This is a genomic window from Nostoc sp. CCY0012 (assembly GCF_963920855.1).
Classification (GTDB): domain Bacteria; phylum Cyanobacteriota; class Cyanobacteriia; order Cyanobacteriales; family Nostocaceae; genus Cyanocohniella.
Window position 1 is genome coordinate 22,687 of record NZ_CAWUDM010000038.1, and the last position, 18,825, is coordinate 41,511.

The window sequence follows — 18,825 nt, forward strand, 5'->3', positions numbered from 1 at the left end:
TTCCCCCGTTTTTTCTACGCCGAAGGCCCATCCCCGAAGGGGTTTAGGGGGGTTAGGGGGGATCTTAAAGTGCCTAAAGTCACAGCAAAAAACTTTTCAAACACGCTCTTAGGAGATAAAAGATGTTATTCTGGTTAACCTTTATTCAATCTTTACCAAGCGTTACACCAATTCAATTACAACCCCAACAGCAAAAAACAACATCAACAGTTGCTACTATTCCCGTTAAAATTAACCCTACTATTGCTCAAATCAACGGTGTGTTAGTGTTTCCAGGAGTGATTGCGGCTGTAGTTTTATTACTGCTATTGAGCCTCTATGCTTATACGCGAGTTTATGAAGTGACACCCAACAACGAAGCTTTTGTGCGGACTGGGGGTCTATTTATGAAAAAAAAATCGGTGATTCTTTATGGTGGTTGTATTGTTTTACCAGGATTTCATCAGTTAACCCGTGTACCTTTGCGAGAAATTTCTATTGATGTGGAACGCACCGGAAAATTGGCTGTACGTACCAAAGATTATTTAAGAGCAGATATTAGAGTAACTTTTTATGTATGTATTAATGCCTCCGAAGAAGATGTATTAACAGCAGCAGCGCGCTTATCTCAAAATGGTAATAGAATCACACCTGAAGATATTAAAAATGCTTTAGAAAAACGTGCAGATGATGCTATTAGGGCAGCAGCGAAAACTAAAGATATAGCAGAAATTGATTCTGATAAGTTGGGATTTGCTCAAGAAGTCCTGAACTTAGTAGAACCAGATTTAAAAAAGGTAGGATTAACTCTCAATAATATTGCCATTTCGGAAATATTAGAAAGCGTCACCTACGATCCAGATAGCTTTTTTGATGCCCAAGGTGTACGTTTACGCACAGAAATTATTCAACGTTCCATTCAACAAAAACGAGAAGTTGAATTATCAACTCAAGTAGCTATCGAGCAAAAAGAACTAGATGCCCAAAAGCGATCGCTACAAATTGCCCAAGAACAAGAAAGCGCTAAATTAGGACAAAGGCTACAAGTAGAAGCCCTAAAAGCCCAACGAGAACGGGAAATTCAAGAAGCCAAAGATAAAGAAGCCGCAGCAATTCAACGCAGCAAAATCTTGCAAGAAAAATTAGTTGAAGAAGAAGAAATTCGCCGAAAATTATCTTTGCAGCAAAGTCAAATCGAAGCCGATATTGCCCTAGAAGAACGCAGTAAACAGCTCAAGGTAGCCCAAGCCCTGCAAAAACAAGAAGCAGAAATTGCTGAAATTGAGCGACAACAAAAAGTAGAATCGGGAAGATTGCAAGCACAAGTGCAGATAGTCGAGTCAGAAAAACTAGCACGCATCGCCCAGGAAGACGTAGAAATTGCCATCGCCACTAAAAAGCGTCAAAGTTATCTAGCACAAGCAGAACAAGCCAAAGCCCAAGAATCTGTGAACACAGCAGGTGAAATCGAAAAAGCCGAACGCGTCAAACGCTTATCCACCATTGCGGCGGAACGAGAAGCCGAAGAAAGAGGCATAAGCGATCGCAACGTTATCGAAATTGATGCCTTTCGCCGTCGTCGTCAAGCAGAAATCGCCCAAGAAGCAGCAGAATTAGAAGCTGAAGCCATTCGTATCCTCGCCGCAGCTAACCGCGATAAAGTCTTAGCCGAAGCAGAAGCTTTACAAGTAAAAATCGCCGCAGAAAATACTATTAGTAACGCCAACCTCACAGCCAAACTTCTCACATCAATTTGGCCAGAATTAGCAGATAAACTACCAGAAATTGTCACCGCCCTCGCACCACAACCAGGAGTTTTAGGAGATACTCGGATTTATTCATTCCCAGGTGCCAACGGTAGTAATGGTAGTCAAGATATTAATAAATTATTACTCTCTACAAGTGGACTTTCTTTAATCAACACGTTACTTGAAGAAGGTAAATTAAGCGAACTGATTGGTCAAATTAGTCATTTAGTGCGCGATAATCAGCCAGGAATGACTGATAAGCCCAGCAATCTTTCCCTGATAACGAACCCAATACCAACTATCAATCAACACAATACAGAAGTTGACTAATTAAAACCCTTATATTTGAGGTGAAAAACAACTTTAAACCTGGTTTTTTCCATCCCCAGTTCCCAATCTTCATTATCCCTAATCCCCACTTCGTGGGGCCCCCAAGTTTCCCAATCCCCAAAAAAAATCGCTCCAAATCCCCCCACAATTTGATACCCTAGCTTAAACAGATTTGAGAAAAGTTAAAGCGTGGAAATTCAACTTGGGCGGGGAAAAACAGCTCGTAGAGCATATGGAATTGATGAAATTGCTCTAGTTCCCGGTAACAGAACACTAGATCCGAGTTTGGCAGATACTAAGTGGCGGATTGGCAATCTGGAGCGAGAAATCCCCATTATTGCCAGCGCTATGGATGGCGTAGTAGATGTAGGAATGGCTGTACGTTTGTCACAGTTAGGAGCCTTAGGCGTTATTAACTTAGAGGGTATCCAAACTCGCTATGCTGACCCAGAACCGATTTTAGATCGCATTGCCTCTGTCGGTAAACAGGAATTTGTTGCCCTCATGCAAGAACTGTATGCTGAACCCATCAAGCCGGAATTAATTGAACAACGTATTCAGGAAATTAAACAACAAGGTGGTGTAGCAGCCGTCAGTGCTACCCCAGCCGCAGCTAGTAAATACGGTGAGGTGGTGGCAAAAGCTGGGGCAGATTTATTTTTTGTGCAAGCTACGGTAGTCTCTACAGCACATCTATCTCCTGAATCCATAGTTCCCCTCGATTTGGCAGAATTTTGCCGTTCCATGCCTATTCCTGTAGCCTTAGGGAACTGTGTGACATACGAAGTCACATTGAATTTATTGAAAGCTGGGGCGGCGGCTGTCATGGTAGGAATTGGCCCTGGTGCAGCTTGTACTTCTCGTGGTGTATTAGGTGTAGGTATCCCCCAAGCTACTGCGATCGCCGATTGTGCCGCAGCCAGAGAAGATTATTACCAGGAAACTGGTAACTATATCCCCATCATTGCCGATGGCGGTTTAATTACTGGCGGTGATATTTGTAAATGCATCGCTTGTGGTGCTGATGCTGTGATGATTGGTTCACCCTTTGCTAGAGCCGCTGAAGCCCCAGGCAGAGGCTATCACTGGGGAATGGCAACTCCTAGCCCAGTACTGCCCCGTGGTACCCGCATTAGTGTAGGCACAACTGGTAGCTTAGAGCAAATTCTCATTGGCCCGGCTGGATTAGATGACGGTACTCATAATCTTGTGGGAGCCTTAAAAACGAGCATGGGGACATTAGGAGCTAAAAACATTAAAGAAATGCAGCAAGTTGAAGTGGTGATTGCTCCTTCTCTGTTAACCGAAGGTAAAGTTTACCAAAAAGCGCAACAATTAGGGATGGGTAAATAATAGCGAGTAGGGATGAGGAAATAATTAATAATAAATAAATTTTTTCCCATACCCCATGTTCCATGCTCTATACCCCATGCCCTAATTCAAATTCTTAAGAAAATTTTTCCAGACTCTCAAAACAATCTCTGGAAAAATCACATATGTCGCCTACAATAGAGATAGCGGAGACGCATGTTTCCGTTCACTCCTCACACCACACTCCGCCCGGACTACTGTTCGGGCGGTTCCTTATGTATATACATAATTTCTTTAGTTTCGTTGCAAATGTACATTCTTCACTTCGTAGCTCCTGTTTTTGCTATGGTAGAATTTTCACGAAACTCAGAAATATAATCGGCAAAGGTTTTTAGGCATGTCAGCAGCCGCACAAGTGACGGATTCTAGTTTTAAGCAAGAAGTACTCGATAGCGATGTACCCGTTTTAGTTGACTTTTGGGCCCCCTGGTGTGGCCCTTGTCGGATGGTAGCTCCTGTTGTTGAGGAAATAGCTTCTCAGTATGAAGGTCAAATCAAAGTTGTTAAGGTCAACACTGATGAGAATCCTAATGTTGCCAGTCAGTACGGTATCCGCAGCATCCCCACTTTGATGATTTTTAAAGATGGGCAAAAAGTTGATATGGTGGTCGGTGCCGTGCCTAAAACTACATTAGCTAACACGTTGGAAAAATATCTTTGAAACTCAATTGGCCACAAAATCCTGTTGAGTTGTGCCTGGTTTTTAGGTTTAGGTAAACATTTGTTAACAAGTTTGCGAGACGCGAAACTTCGCGTCTCAATACAACTTTCTCCTGTGGTCAACAGTATGAGATTGTCACTGCTAAATTAATACGTTATGGGCTAGTACCGCCGTGAAGTCAAAAGTCAAAATGTTATCTTTTACCACCAGCACCTTGGTTAATTTTTTCCTTGAGGTGCTTTTTAATGTCAACGAGCATCAACAGTCCTGACTCAAGACTGGATACAGCGGTTGTAAATTCTAGCCCAAAATTAGGTAGAATGTAATGCCATTGTAGCCAAAGTTCTCATGACCTCATCTGCGTCGTTTGACACATTAGAGACTCTCCAGGCGGATATCGCTGAACTATTTGATCGCTTACCGACGTTAAAAAATCGGCAACTAATTCAGCAGGCACTGGCTACTATAGTGCGTCTAGCTGAGAGCGAGATTGAACGTCTTGACTGGAAAATTTTATCGGCTGCCTTAGCAGATATGGAGCTGGGTTTCCAGCTATTTTATGACTACCGACACGTCCGCAAAGTAACTATCTTTGGTTCGGCTCGTCTATCGCCAGAAACGCCAGAGTATAACATGGCTCTGGAATTTGCCCGCTGTGTTTGTCAAATGGGATTCATGGTGATGACAGGCGGTGGTGGTGGCATCATGCAAGCGGGCCACGAAGGTGCTGGTCGGGAAAATTCCTTTGGACTGAATATTCAGTTGCCGTTTGAGCAGCAAGCGAACCCATTTATTGAAGGTGATCCCAAGCTGATTCACTTCAAGTATTTTTTCACCCGTAAGCTATTCCTCCTGAAAGAAAGTGATGCCGTGGCTTTGTTTCCTGGCGGGTTTGGCACGCAAGATGAAGCATTTGAGTGTATGACCTTAAGCCAAACAGGTAAATTTGGCCCTGTTCCCTTAGTCTTAATTGATCATCCTGGTGGAGACTACTGGCGGTCTTGGAGCGAATATATTGACCAACAATTAGTCCAAAAAGGTCTTGTGAGTCCTGAAGACCCTAGCCTTTACACAGTTACCGATAACTTGGAAGTAGCTTGTAATGCCATTACGGGTTTTTACCAGGTTTATCATTCTAGCCGCTATGTCGGTGACCAGTTGGTAATCCGCTTGAAAACTGATTTATCTGATGTTGAAGTAGAGAAATTAAATGCTAACTTCAGCGACATTCTAGTGAAAGGAAAAATTGAAAAAAGTCAAGCATTGCCTCAAGAAAATCAAGACGAAACAGCAGATTTACCCCGGATTGTGTTGTATTTTAATCAACGTGACTTGGGTCGCCTGTATCAGATGATTGCGGCAATTAACCAGATGGGTACACCTTCAATAGAAGATAAAAAACATCCAGAAAGGAAGTAAATTTAATTCCCGCTACCTGCGGTAACGACTGTGGGTAAAGCGGAAATATAACTGGGCGATCGCTTGGCCTAAATTAGGCAAATAATCACAACTGCATTGCCATTTTTTTTAAATTTATTACCTTAAATTAAGCAAAAAATAAACTTTTAATAACGTTAAATTTGTAGCCTGCTAACAATAATTTTCTATCCCTCCATCAAGAGTTATTGCTGTAGGAAAGCCGAATGATCGCAGCTAAACCATCTCAGTCGTCTAAGCAAGCTAGCAACGACGGGAGTTCTATGAGTTAGATTACAGTATTTATTTCCACCATTAAATAATCTACTGTATGTTTAACTTTTGACGGTATCTGGAAAACCTCTCTCCTGCGAGGAAATGGAATTTGAATCCCTAGTTTGAAACTTAGAGGATGTTTTAAAAACCCTCTTGTTGGTTGTAAAACATTTTAGATCCCCCTAAATCCCCCTTCAAAAGGGGACTTTGATTCTAGTTCCCCCTTTTTCAAGCGATGCCCTGAGCAGTTCGGCAGGCTCACTGTGTCACTTGTCGAAGGGGGAGGTTAGGGGGGATCAATAAGTGCTTAAAATCACAGCCAAATACTTTTCAAACAACCTCTTATATTTACGTGGAATTTTCCACATGATGTGAAAATTCAGTACTGTATATATGCTTGTATTATTCTTAACAATTAATGGCTGAAAAACGTCAATCTAATTAAGTTTTGATTGCACAAACTTATATCTTCACAATAATCTCACAAGTGTAATGTATTCTACTATAGTTGACAGCACCTAGTCATCTTTTTCCTTGTTTGGTATTCATCCTTGAGTTAGATGAATAAATATAAGGGTGCTATATATACAAATTCTCCAGTCTACTTTTTTGTATGAGATTTTCACTGGAAAACAAAATTAGAAGCCTTTTTGGGCTGGCAATGCTGATTTTGATTATAGTTAGTGGTTGTTCTTTCTGGAGTGCTACTCAGCTTAGTAAAAAAGTGGAAAGAACGACTAACAGCCAACAAGTAGCAGAGCAACTAAAAGACTTATTATTACAGATAGATGATGCTGAAACTGGAGTAAGTAACTATGTAATTACAGGCGAAAAAGATTATTTAGAGCCTTATTTATTCATAAACGAAAATATTGGCAAAAAATTCCAAACCTTACACTACATTACTGGCAATACTCCTAATTTACAGCAGATAAAAACTCTGGAAACTGTCATTGCTGAAAAACTTGCCACAAGTCAGCAGATAATCGATATACAGGAATCACAGAATTTTTCCTCTGCACAAAAAATTGTGATGATGGATAGAAGTCAAAAGCAGATGGATACTATCCGCAGGATTATCCAGAATATGCGGAGACAGGAAAAGCAAGAATTTAAGCAATATTTATTGGCAGTAACTACAGATTCTCAAAATACCAGAAATGTGGTCTTAATCAGCAGTTTTATGGCATTAGCTCTCATACCTTCCGGTATCTTTATGATCAATCGAGATATTGCTTTCCAGAAGCGGATAGAGGCAGAACTCGTTGCAAGTGAAGAGCGCTTTAGGCGTGCATATAATGATGCCGCAATTGGTATGGCATTGGTAGCACCAAATGGACGTTGGCTATCTGTAAATTCTGCGTTATGTGAAATTGTTGGTTATTCTGAAGCAGAGTTATTAAATATCACTTTTCAAGCAATTACCCATCCCGAAGATTTAGATACTGATCTCAATTATGTACAAAAAATGCTGGCGGGTGAGATTCGTACTTACCAAATGGAGAAGCGATACTTTCACAAGCAGGGATATATAGTCTGGATACTTTTAAGTGTGTCTTTGATGCGTGATCCTCAAGGACAACCACTATATTTAATAGCTCAAATTCAAGATATAACTAAACAAAAATTAGCACAAGAAGCGTTGCGTGAGAGTGAGCGGCGATTTCATGCCATTTTCAATCAGACATTTCAATTTATGGGCCTCCTAAAACCAGATGGGACTTTACTAGAAGCTAACCAAACAGCATTGGATTTTGCTGGGATAAAATCGATAGATATTGTCAATCGTCCGTTTTGGGAAGCGCAATGGTGGACACTTTCACCCGCAACCCAAGAACAATTACAAAATGCGATCGCCTCTGCGGCTACAGGTGAGTTTGTCCGTTATGAAGTAGATGTATTGGGTGCAGGAGATACAGTTACAACTATTGATTTATCTCTAAAACCAGTTTTCGATGAGTCGGGAAATGTAGTATTGATTATTCCCGAAGGTAGAGATATCTCTGGGCGTAAACAAGCAGAAGCAGAATTGAGAAAGGCTAAAGAAGCCGCAGAATTGGCGAATCAAGCCAAAAGTATGTTTTTAGCTAATATGAGCCATGAATTACGTACTCCCCTCAACGCAATTTTAGGCTTTACGCAAGTAATGAAACGCGATCGCTCTTTGACTCCTAAACAGCAAGAACATCTGCAAATTATCAGCCGCAGTGGTGATCACTTACTCGGTTTAATTAATGACGTTCTCGACTTGGCCAAAATTGAATCGGGATACATCACCCAAGATGACAAGAGTTTTAACTTAAATCTTTTATTACAGTCTGTTGTCCAAATGCTCAAGCCTAAAGCTGAAGCAAAAAAATTGCAATTCAATTTTCACAGTGATGACAAGTTACCTCAGTATGCGATCGCAGATGAGAAAAAAATCCGTCAGGTACTGATCAACTTGTTGAGTAATGCTATTAAGTTTACAGAAAATGGCAGCGTGACGCTGTGTGTACAACCCAGTCCACAAGAGGAACAACAAAATCAAAGCCTGTGGTTATCCTTTGAGGTAGAAGATACGGGAGTCGGAATTGCACCTACAGAAATCAACACAATTTTTGACCCCTTCTTTCAAACCCAATCGGGAAAAAATGTTACAGAAGGTACAGGTTTGGGGCTAAGTATTTGTAATAAATTAATTCAATTTATGGGGGGTAAAATTACTGTTAAGAGTAAACTTGGTCAAGGTAGCAAGTTTCAGTTTGATATTCCCGTCCGCATAGCTGAAACTAAATCAGTATTGCCACAAAATCAATATCAGCAAATATATCGATTAGCACCAGGACAGGAATCTTATCGCGTTTTGATTGTAGATGACCAAGCAGAAAACCGTTTACTGCTGGTATCATTATTGACTTCTTTGGGTTTAGAGGTGCGTGAAGCCACAAATGGTCAAGAAGCCGTAAATATGTGGCAACAGTGGCAACCCCAGCTAATTTTGATGGATATCCGGATGCCTGTGATGGATGGTTACGAAGCAACTAAGCAAATTCGTGATACACCAGAAGGTAAAGCAACCATTATTATTGCACTCACCGCATATAGTTCGACAGGCGAACGCACGTTAGCATTGAATGCAGGTTGTAATGATGTAGTGACTAAGCCATTTCGAGAAGAGGTATTATATACCAAGATGGCAGATTATTTGGGGTTGCGGTATGAGTAATTTCAGCACTAAAGTGCTGACTACGAACTAATGATTTCCCGAAAGCTTCTATCGTCGGCAATTTCATCAAAATCAATGTCTGATGCGGCATCTTCTTTATATCGGGGATTCAGTTGAATGGCTTGTTGGAGACTTGCTAAAGCTAATTTTAGTTGTCTTTGTAGGGCATAACAGGCGGCTTTATTGTAGTAGGCACTAGCATAATCGGGATTCATTGCCAGTGCTTTGTTAAAACTCACGATCGCTTCATCATCTTCTCCCAATCTCACCAAAGCATAACCGCGTTTATCCCAGACTTTGGGAGAATTGGGGTTAATATTTATGGCTTGATCAAAACTAGCGATCGCATCTTCATATTGTTCTAACTCTATCAAGGACAGACCGCGATTTAACCAGACCACAGGATCATCTGGTTTAACTTGGGTTGCTTTATCGAATGAGGCAAAAGCTTGTTGATGCTGTCGTAGTTTACCAAAAGCCACACCGCGATCGCACCAAGCTTGGTGATAATCTGGCTGAATTTCAATGGCTTTTTCATAAGAAGCGATCGCATCTTGGTAGCGTTGTAGTCTACCTAAGGTTAAACCACGTTTTAACCAAGTTACCGGATCACTGGGCTGGATTTCTACGGCTTGATTATAAACTGCGATCGCATCTACATACTGTTTTTCAGCAAAAAGTTTATCTGCTTCTTGAATATAATTTTCGGCTGATAATTCTAGTTGTGGTGGCTGTATTTGTTCTGTTTCAGCCACAGTTGGTAGCTCCATGTCAGCCAATTCTTGTAATATCAGATCCTTACGTTGTTGCGCGTCTACTTGTAACTCTGAAAGTTGAGAGACAAAATCTGTTTCTAACTTTTCTAATTTTTCTAAAATCAGCAGTTTTTGTTGTTGAGCATTGGATTGTAATTCAGAAAATTGTGAGACAAACTCTGAGCCTGATTGTTCTAAATTTTCTAAAATTTGCTGTTTGCGGTTTTGTGCGTCTATTTGTAATTCTGATAATTGAGATTGAAACTCTGATTGTAATTGTGTCAAACTCTCTAGAATGTTTTCTTTTTGTTGTTGGGCATTAGACTGTAATAAAGCTATTTCCGCCTTAAATAAACTTTCTAATTCCTTGATGTTTTCAATAGTGATATCTTTTTGTTGATTAGCATCTGTTTGTAAACTGCCTAAGCTTTCAAATATTGTATTTTTTTGCTGCTCAGTCTCAGACTTCAAAGAACTTTCTAATTCCTTGATATTTTCAATAGTGATATCTTTTTGTTGATTAGCATCTGTTTGTAAATTACCTAAACTTTCAAATATTGTATTTTTTTGCTCCTGAATTTCCGACTGTAAATTAGATACTTCTGATTTCAATAAATTTTCTAATTCCCTGAGATTATTTAAAACGCTATATTTTTCTTGTTGAGCATCTATTTGTAAGCTTGATAAACTTTCTACAATGTTATTTTTGTGTTGTTCAGTTTCAGAATGTAAGCCTGAAAGTTGAACTATAAATTCATGTCGAGATGTTGCTAAATCTTCTAGATTTATATTCTTTTGTTGTGTGACTTCTCCCTGTAACTCAGATAATCTTTCAGCAGTCTCATCTGCTAATTTGGCTAAATTTGCCAACGTTGTCTCTTTTCTTTGTTGCGCCTCTAATTGCAACTCAGATAGCTGGACACCAAATTCAGATTCTAAGCTTTCTTGAATTTGTTTAACTTTTATTTCTAATTCTGCCAATATATTATTTTTTGACTGCAATAACTCCGATGATAAATTAGCTAAATTTTCTTGCTCTCTGGTGATATTCTGTTGTAGCGTATCAACTTCTTTTTCTAATTGTCGATTAACTTTTTTAGATTCTTGAATCAAATTTTCGGCATCTTGTTTAACAATAGTTAGCTGATTTTGTAAATTTTCCATTCCCTGTAGCTGCGCCATTGCTCTAGCCACAATTTCTCGAATTGCTACTCGTCGTAATAGCCAAAATAAAGCAATCACGGCTACAGGAAACAAACTCAAGATGACTAACCAGACATTGAACAGGATAGTTGTGCTAGTAACCGGACGCTCCAATTCAGTTTGAACTTGCGCTTGAGTGGGAACTTGCGCTAACTCTACCCGCTGCTGATGCGATTTAATCTCCGCCGTATTCGCCTCTGGAGAAACGGATAGCCTAGTTTGTCCACTAACAATATCAGCAGACAGCAACAACGGCGAAAAGATAATGGCACTTTTCAACGCTAAGGTGAGGATAACTTGGTTTTTGCGCTTCATGAAAATTATCCTGATGTTCTGGTCAGTTTGGGAAGTGGCAAGCCTATCTCCAATCTATACCAAAATCCCATTTTGACAGGTAGCGGCCAGAAAATGATCATTACCTGGCGGTCAAGTTGGTTTTTTTCCGTAATTCGTAGTTCATCAATTGTGGTCAGGATAACTCTATTGCTAAGGAATGTGGATTTAATAAACCTCACCCCCAACCCCTCTCCTTACCAAGGAGAAGGGAGACTTTGACGCAAGTCAAAGGCGGGGTGAGGTCAAAAACTAGACTTGCATGTTATTTAATTCATATTCCTCAGGGAACAACAAAAATTACTCTATGTCTAAATAGTTATCTTTACATCACCGTAAAAACACCACTTAGTATTGTTGTAGAGATTAGATAATTTACTGTTTGTCCAACCCTAAGTATACCTATCCCAGGAGGGTTATGATATTTGATAATTTTCGTCGCCAATTGCGTAAAGAAGCGCAATTATGGCAAGATGAAGGACTAATTGATAACAATTTATACCAACAACTTGCCCAAAAGTATCAATTTAATAGTTTAGAAACTGCTGCACGCGATCGCTTCGTATTTATTTTGATCGCAGTGGGTGCCATATTATTAGGTTTGGGTGTAATTACTTTCGTTGCTGCCAACTGGCAAGCTTGGAGCCGAGAAGTTAAAGTAACACTATTGTTAAGTATATTCCTCGGCACTAATATTGCAGGTTTTACCCTGTGGAACTCATCCAGCAATCTCCCCTCTAGAGATAGAAAACGCCGCCAACGTGTCTTAGGAGAAGGCTTGTTACTATTAGGTGCGTTAAGCATAGGGGCGAATATGGCACTGTTAGCGCAGATGTTCCATATTGGCGGTTCTAGTTATCAACTTTACTTAGGCTGGGGATTGGCTGTGTTATTCATGGCCTACGGTTTGCGCTTAACTTCCTTAAGTATCCTTGCCCTAATTTTGTTCCTCATGGGGTATTGGGTAGGAATATTTGATTGGAATATTTCTCGCAACGAGTGGTCATGGGGGCGACTCATTATAGAACATATGCCCCTAGTAATCACTGGGTTATTTGTTCCTCTAGCTTACTGGTGCCGTTCTTTAGGAATTTTTAGAGTTACAGCGATCGCCTTTGTGATAGCCTGGCAATTTCATCTCCGGTCATTGCAAGTTCTCACCTATATTAATGTGTCACCTTGGTTTGCTATAGCTGCCTTTGTCCTGCCACCAGCATTATTGTGGAGTTATAATGACCGATTTTTTAGGCCAATCAATTCTCTAAAATTTCAACCTTTTGCACAGGCTCTTGGCTTAGTCTTTTTGAGCGTCATGTTTTACATACTTTCCTTCCGGTGGGTGTGGGAAGCACGTACAGTTGCTTCCGCAAACGACCTCATAAATACACTTTTAAGTAATTGGCTACCCTTAATAGATGTGGCGATTTTTACATTGATAGCATTATGGCAATGGTGGGAATTACTCCGCCCCAACAACCGCGATTGCGCGGAGCGCAGCACCAGAGGCGATCGCCAACAAACAGATATTAAGACTATAGTCATTGGTGGCTTACTTATCGTCACCGCCTCAACTATCTTTGTACATCAAGCCCTCAACCCCATTCCAGTACTTGCTATCTTTGCTTTTAACGTCCTCTTAGCAGTCTTTGCGTGTGGACTAATTCGAGATGGACTGGAATTAGGTCAAAGACGCGCCTTTTGGGGTGGCATAGTTTTACTAGCACTGCAAATCATCAGCCGGATGTTAGAGTACGAAACCGCCTTACTCTTCAAATCTCTAGTCTTTCTTGTGTGTGGTGCAGCAGTAATTATCGCCGGACTGTGGTTTGAACGTTATTTATCTTCTCTCCCAGATGCATCGTCTGAAACTCATCACTCATAAAACCTTTGCGTTTAAATTCATCTTATGACCACATCACCTTCCCCAACCCCAGAAAAGCCTTTGCTTTGGCGGTTTGTAATTCCTTTGTTAATTCAAGCAGGATTCATCTTAGCAGTACCAGCCCAAGCAGTTTACACCCTCATGACTGGGAGAACAGCCGTTTTACAAACAGTACCAGTAGATCCTTATGATTTGCTGCGTGGTTACTCAGTCATCCTTAATTATGAAATTTCCCTTACCAGCAATTTAAAAGAACTTCCCGGATGGACAGAACTAGTCAAACAACATCCGAGTTCTGATCAACAATTTGAATTAGAATCAGGAACTAATTTATACGTGATTCTGGAAGAGCAAAAATCTACTGGTGAAGTTCCCCAGGCTTGGAAACCTGTAAGAGTAAGTGGAGAATTACCAAGTTCTCTCAATGACAATCAAATCGCCTTGAAAGGTATTAGTAGCTATAACTCAATTTCCTACGGCTTGGAAACTTACTACATCCCAGAAGACCAACGTAACGACATTAATAATGATATATCCACAGCCAGACCCCTCAAACCAGGACAACCGCAACCCATAGTTGTAGAGGTGAAAGTGAATCCTCAAGGTAACGCTGTGCCTTTAACTATGTGGGTACGCGATCGCAGATATAATTTTTAGCTGAACACCATTCCCACAAATTTCCGGGACATCATCTCAGTCCCTACACCCTTCCCAAATCTTGGAACATGGGCGTGCTGAGGTAACGTTCACCAAAGGAAGGCTGAATCATCACGATTAACTTACCGCTATTTTCTGGACGTTTACCTACCTGAAGCGCAGCACACAAAGCAGCACCGGAGGAAATTCCAGATAATAAGCCTTCTTCTTTTGCTAAACGCCGTCCATAGGTCATAGCTTGTTCATCGCTGACTCTAATTACTTCGTCAATCAATTCCAGACGTAATACATCTGGGACAAACCCAGCACCGATACCTTGAATTTTATGAGGCCCGGCTTCACCACCGGAGAGGATGGGACTATTGCTAGGTTCTACTGCTACAACTTGTACACTGGGCTTACGTTGTTTTAGAATCTCTGCAATACCAGTAATTGTCCCACCAGTACCGACTCCGGCAATGATGATATCTACTTCCCCGTCGGTATCTGCCCAAATTTCTTCGGCGGTGGTTTCTCGGTGAACTTTGGGGTTAGCTGGGTTACGGAATTGTTGCAGCATCAAAGCATTGGGAGTATTAGCCACAATTTTTTCAGCTTGACGAATAGCTCCCCGCATTCCTTCTGCACCTGGTGTTAATTCTAAATTTGCACCGTAGGCTTTGAGCATCGAGCGTCGTTCTTGGCTCATTGTCTCTGGCATAGTTAAAATCAACCGATAGCCACGGGCAGCTGCTACCATCGCTAAGGCAATACCTGTATTCCCAGAAGTGGGTTCTACTAAAATTGTTTTTCCTGGCTCAATTAAACCTTCGGCTTCTGCGGCCAGAACCATGCTGATTCCTATGCGGTCTTTTACGGAAGCGGCTGGGTTCATACCTTCGAGTTTGACAACTATTCGAGCCGCTACTTCTTGAGATTGAGGGATTTTATTTAGCTGAACTAAAGGAGTTCTACCAATAAGTTCTGTGACATCTTTAGCAATTTTCATAAATTAACTCCTACGATTTTTCATCTATTGCCAATTCTTTGCCGATAACAATCAACTTGTATGTATTTAATTTATATTCGCGCGTCAATGTAGGTTTAGTCTATCTACTCAAAAAACAAAATTTATGATCTCAAAAATCAATTTGCTGTAATTCTCTCATTCATTCTGCTCGCATTATGTTTTTTAGTTACTATATTGCCCTTAAATAAGTTTAAATTGATAATTTTTACTACTTTTGGCTAGACTTGATTTTTGGATTTTTCGCTTACCCTGTAAGCATTTGAGAGGAAATAGCTTTATCTATGAAACAGTGCAATTTTGATTTTTATCAATTATATTTAGTATACTAAGCTGCATTTTATTAAAATAATTAATGGTTTTTTTTAGTAGTTTAGTGTACACTCACCACATAATCTATTTGCTTGAGTACAAGTTTAAAAAGCTAAAAATCAGCATAAAACCTGTCATTCAGTACCGCCCCATATAGCTTTGAGCTTGAGTGCATAAACGCCAGAACCCCACCTCATGAATACTAGTACCCCACCTCAAAAATACTAGTACCCATACCCCTAATAATTTGTTGAAGCCTGATGAAATAACAGTTGTAGGCTTTGAGTACAACTTTAATGAATTTAATAATCTTAATCTAGCTAGGCTAAACTCTGATAGAGAGAGGCGGCTGATATAAATTTTGTAGGATTTACGCAGAGATTCCCCTCTACCCCCCGAAATTCACTGGGTTTTACCCAAAGAATGAGGGGGGACTTCTTAACTCCTCTTTTTATCAGGTTCCCAAAATTTCCGAGTTAGAAGGTGTTATTCCTAAGCTGATAATTATAGCGTTTGTGGAAAATTGAGTAATTTTCTAGTAATCAGTGAATATCCTAGTAACTGATAGATGTTTAGTATCAAAACTGTTTGAACAGTGGAAATAAAAATCTGCTTAGGTAAACAGCAACAGAGATTTTTCTGGGTGCATAATACCTAACGAGGGAGAGCAAATATGAAATTAAAACTTCTAAATGTTCTCACAGTTTGCCTAATTACTTTAGTAGTATTTTCTCCAGGACTAGTAGTATTTAGCATTGTTTGGGGACGGCACGTAGAGTTTGTCAGGATGCAGAATTTAGCCTGTGATCTCAACAAAAAAACTACAGGTGATACTGACTTCGTTTCTCCAACAACAGGCAAAGATTTATCTCAATGTCAGACTAATATTACAATTTCTGACCGCAACGTCGTGAACCCAATATCAGCTGCTGCCGAGCAATATAAACTTGTTACCATCCTGCAATGGTTTGTCTTAATTACCCCTATTTTTGTGGGATTAGGAATTATTGTTTACGACAGGTATCTTGTTTATCGTGCTGCTATCTTAAAAGAACAAGTTGAAATGTTGGAAAGGCTTTGGCAGCAAAGTATCGAGTAATCATCAATTCTTAGTTTGTTTCTTAAAAAAATCAAAACATCATGACAGAAGAACGCCAAATCCAATATTTCGATTTGATTGACCAGTTGCTAAAATGTCCCAACGGTCAAGAACCAGAAATTTTAGAAGCTCAACCAGAATTGATTGATGCTGGCTTTGTGGAGACAATGCTGCAAGTAGCAAGTACATTTGCACATCAAGGTAATCAAGATGGCGCCCAGTTCTTATTTTTTGTTGCTCGTGAATTAGCTAAACAACTGGGTTTATATCCTGAAGCGCCAAATTCTGAAGTGACAAATAAGGAGTAAAAATGCTATTGACTGAAACCGACGCTGGACAAATTGCGTTAGAGTTCCTCATGGCAGACTGGAACATCTCAGAAGATCATAGAGAGTGGTTTACATTCTTTAGCTCTCGCCTTGTGGGTGAGAGTTGGTACATTGTGGAATTGGGTGTAGAAGGGTTTCCCGATAGGTGGTTTATTCAAGTTTACGATACGGGAATGTGTGACCCGAACTATACATTTATTTCCCCTGTACCTGGTTCAGATGGGTTTATCGATTTTGTAGATGTGCCAGATATGGTAGCTGAAGTTTTGGTTGCAGAGCGTAAGGCTCGATAAATATAATTCGTAATAGAGCCTCCGGCACACTTCGTGAACGTAATTCGTAATTCGTAATTATGAAAAAATAATTATTGTATCTGAGGTGATTCTAAATAGAATTAAACCTCATTTTTTTTGATAATTTGATTAACAAAATGGAATAAAATCTGTAATTTGTCATGCTTAATTGACAAAAATATGTTATATTAAATAGCGTGATGAGCGCTACAGAAATATGAAGTAAAATGATTGCTGAACATATCCTAGCGAAAGAATTCACAAGAGTCGTCAGTCACTATTATCCAAAACTTGGGGAAATACTGGACGGGTGTCATGTGAAAGTCATAACCTGTTTTTGGGGACGACCAGCTAGACGTTTGCAATATATAGGGATTTACTGTAATGAAGAAATGCTTCCCTATGTGCAAGCCCACGTAAATATACTCCGGGAACTAGCAGATAATATGGGGCTAGTTCAAGTGGTCTGTATGAATGCGAAACGATTACTACGCGATCCGATGTCGAAGTTGAAGCATTCCAATCCTCGCTTATGGTTGGAGCTGCAATGGCTGGCAACTGAAAATAACAATTGCCAACAATGAAAACTGGACTTTTCTGCAATTACGAAAATCATCATCAAGATACCCGGCGCACGATCTTTGAACAAGTGGCGCTGGTGCAACAGGCGGAAAGCTTAGGTTTTGAAGAAGCCTGGGTGAGTGAGCATCATTTTAATGAGTTCAATCTCAGCTCGTCGATGTTGCTGTTAATGTCACACTTAGCGGGACTTACTTCAACTATTAAACTAGGTACGGCGGCGGTGTTATTGGCATTTCACAACCCCATTCGGGTAGCGGAAGATATTGCCACGCTGGATAATTTGTGCAATGGCAGATTGTTATTTGGGGTTGCTAAGGGTGGCCCTTTTCCTCAACACAACAAGCATTTTGCTACCCCAATGGGTGAATCTCGTGCCAGAATGCTAGAGGCCACGGCATTGATTCAGCAGCTGTTATATGAAACTGACGTGTCATTTAACGGACAGTATTATCAATGCGATCGCCTGACAATTTATCCCCAACCATTGCAGTCACAAATTCCCGTTTATGTTGCTACTGGTGATGATCAAGGCATAGAATTTGCTGCCAAAAATTCCTTTGGTTTAATGGGAGGGCCACCCTTCTCTTTAGAGAGATTAAAAAATACTGTGGCTAAATATAGAGCTTTCAATACTAGTGGTTCCGAAAAACTGGTATTGGCACGCTTTTTTTATGTAGGTAAAACCTACGATGAAGCAGTGAGTGAGGCATTACCATTCATTCGCAAATTCAGCCAAAAAATGCAAGCCAACTCGGCTGAAGTAATGCAGAAAAGTGCAAATCCCAACCAAAAAGCATTTGACCGCACAAACATTTGTTTCGATGAAGACTATTTGATTGAAAACTCAATTATTGGTGATGTGAGGACTTGTCGAGACAAAATTAAGAAATTTCAAGACGAGTTAAATCTCGGTACATTAGCACTCAAACCCGCCTCTTTTGTTTTGCAAAAAAACTTAGAGAGTTTGCAGCGCTACAGTCAAGAGGTTCAGAATTATGTCTAAATTACATTTGCTTCCTCCCGATGATTTGCCACCTACCCAGATGACAAAACAGGATGGAATGCTGCATCTGGAACTAGAAAGATCCACTGGTAGATGCTTTTTTCAGGCTTGCGATCGCATCACGCAAGTCCTATTGTCTAATTGTCAGTGGTATCTCACCAAAAATGGCACAACCTTGATGTTGATTGTTGATTGCCCTGACTTAGTATCTTACTGGCACATAGTCAGCAATATACCCCAATTAGGCAATCGATTAGAAAGGTTTACCCATAACGCCAAAATCCGCGTTTATCCTCCATTTGGTAAAGGCGCACCATTTGAAATCAGCGTCAATGAAATTTCAGCTTATCGAGATTGGCTGTAAAATTACCCCTTCCCCGCC

General features: G+C 40.3%; 14 protein-coding genes and 1 pseudogene. 13 read left to right on the top strand and 2 right to left on the bottom strand.

Features of this window, described 5'->3' with window-relative positions:
- Positions 1–122: 122 nt before the first annotated feature.
- The 5 genes and pseudogenes from ACM0OS_RS12985 (at position 123) to ACM0OS_RS13005 (ending at position 8,989) form a co-directional block, all read left to right on the top strand.
- Complete coding sequence (locus ACM0OS_RS12985; protein ID WP_414543601.1) at positions 123–2,057, top strand: flotillin family protein; 1,935 nt, start codon at positions 123–125, stop codon at positions 2,055–2,057.
- Positions 2,058–2,246: 189 nt separating this feature from the next.
- Positions 2,247–3,410, top strand: coding sequence for a GuaB3 family IMP dehydrogenase-related protein (locus tag ACM0OS_RS12990; protein WP_414543602.1), 1,164 nt, complete (start codon positions 2,247–2,249; stop codon positions 3,408–3,410).
- Between the two features lie 331 nt (positions 3,411–3,741).
- Positions 3,742–4,089 (top strand): annotated as a pseudogene (gene trxA / locus ACM0OS_RS12995) (thioredoxin); the annotation flags it as partial.
- Positions 4,090–4,437: 348 nt separating this feature from the next.
- Positions 4,438–5,508 (top strand): LOG family protein, encoded by a 1,071-nt coding sequence (locus ACM0OS_RS13000; protein WP_414543603.1) that lies wholly within the window; start codon positions 4,438–4,440, stop codon positions 5,506–5,508.
- A 934-nt stretch (positions 5,509–6,442) separates the two neighbouring features.
- Complete coding sequence (locus ACM0OS_RS13005; protein ID WP_414543604.1) at positions 6,443–8,989, top strand: PAS domain S-box protein; 2,547 nt, start codon at positions 6,443–6,445, stop codon at positions 8,987–8,989.
- A 20-nt stretch (positions 8,990–9,009) separates the two neighbouring features.
- On the opposite strand, the gene ACM0OS_RS13010 is transcribed toward ACM0OS_RS13005, so the two are convergent.
- On the bottom strand, positions 9,010–11,262 hold the full coding sequence (locus ACM0OS_RS13010; RefSeq protein ID WP_414543605.1) for a tetratricopeptide repeat protein: 2,253 nt from the start codon (positions 11,260–11,262) through the stop codon (positions 9,010–9,012).
- Between the two features lie 436 nt (positions 11,263–11,698).
- Between ACM0OS_RS13010 and ACM0OS_RS13015 the strand changes: the two genes are divergently transcribed.
- Both ACM0OS_RS13015 and ACM0OS_RS13020 read left to right on the top strand, forming a co-directional pair.
- The gene (locus ACM0OS_RS13015) at positions 11,699–13,162 is read left to right on the top strand and encodes a DUF2157 domain-containing protein (RefSeq protein ID WP_414543606.1); all 1,464 of its coding nucleotides are present in this window, start codon (positions 11,699–11,701) and stop codon (positions 13,160–13,162) included.
- 24 nt (positions 13,163–13,186) lie between these two features.
- On the top strand, positions 13,187–13,819 hold the full coding sequence (locus ACM0OS_RS13020) for a GDYXXLXY domain-containing protein (RefSeq protein ID WP_414543607.1): 633 nt from the start codon (positions 13,187–13,189) through the stop codon (positions 13,817–13,819).
- A 43-nt stretch (positions 13,820–13,862) separates the two neighbouring features.
- Here the strand turns inward: ACM0OS_RS13020 and cysK are convergent, their stop codons facing one another.
- Complete coding sequence (cysK, locus tag ACM0OS_RS13025; protein WP_414543608.1) at positions 13,863–14,807, bottom strand: cysteine synthase A; 945 nt, start codon at positions 14,805–14,807, stop codon at positions 13,863–13,865.
- Positions 14,808–15,810: 1,003 nt separating this feature from the next.
- Between cysK and ACM0OS_RS13030 the strand changes: the two genes are divergently transcribed.
- The 6 genes from ACM0OS_RS13030 (at position 15,811) to ACM0OS_RS13055 (ending at position 18,807) form a co-directional block, all read left to right on the top strand.
- Entirely contained in the window at positions 15,811–16,236 is a 426-nt protein-coding gene (locus tag ACM0OS_RS13030) for a hypothetical protein (protein ID WP_414543609.1), read from the top strand.
- 41 nt (positions 16,237–16,277) lie between these two features.
- On the top strand, positions 16,278–16,544 hold the full coding sequence (locus ACM0OS_RS13035) for a hypothetical protein (protein ID WP_414543610.1): 267 nt from the start codon (positions 16,278–16,280) through the stop codon (positions 16,542–16,544).
- A 2-nt stretch (positions 16,545–16,546) separates the two neighbouring features.
- Entirely contained in the window at positions 16,547–16,858 is a 312-nt protein-coding gene (locus ACM0OS_RS13040; protein ID WP_414543611.1) for a hypothetical protein, read from the top strand.
- A gap of 227 nt (positions 16,859–17,085) precedes the next feature.
- Positions 17,086–17,442: a hypothetical protein gene (locus ACM0OS_RS13045; RefSeq protein WP_414543612.1), complete on the top strand. Its 357-nt coding sequence runs from the start codon at positions 17,086–17,088 to the stop codon at positions 17,440–17,442.
- Positions 17,439–18,443, top strand: coding sequence for an LLM class flavin-dependent oxidoreductase (locus ACM0OS_RS13050; protein ID WP_414543613.1), 1,005 nt, complete (start codon positions 17,439–17,441; stop codon positions 18,441–18,443). Before ACM0OS_RS13045 ends, ACM0OS_RS13050 begins: the two co-directional genes overlap by 4 nt.
- Positions 18,436–18,807 carry a hypothetical protein gene (locus ACM0OS_RS13055; protein ID WP_414543614.1) on the top strand — a complete coding sequence of 124 codons (372 nt, stop codon included), beginning with the start codon at positions 18,436–18,438 and terminating at the stop codon, positions 18,805–18,807. The genes ACM0OS_RS13050 and ACM0OS_RS13055 overlap by 8 nt, the downstream gene beginning before the upstream one ends.
- The last annotated feature ends 18 nt before the right edge of the window (positions 18,808–18,825 follow it).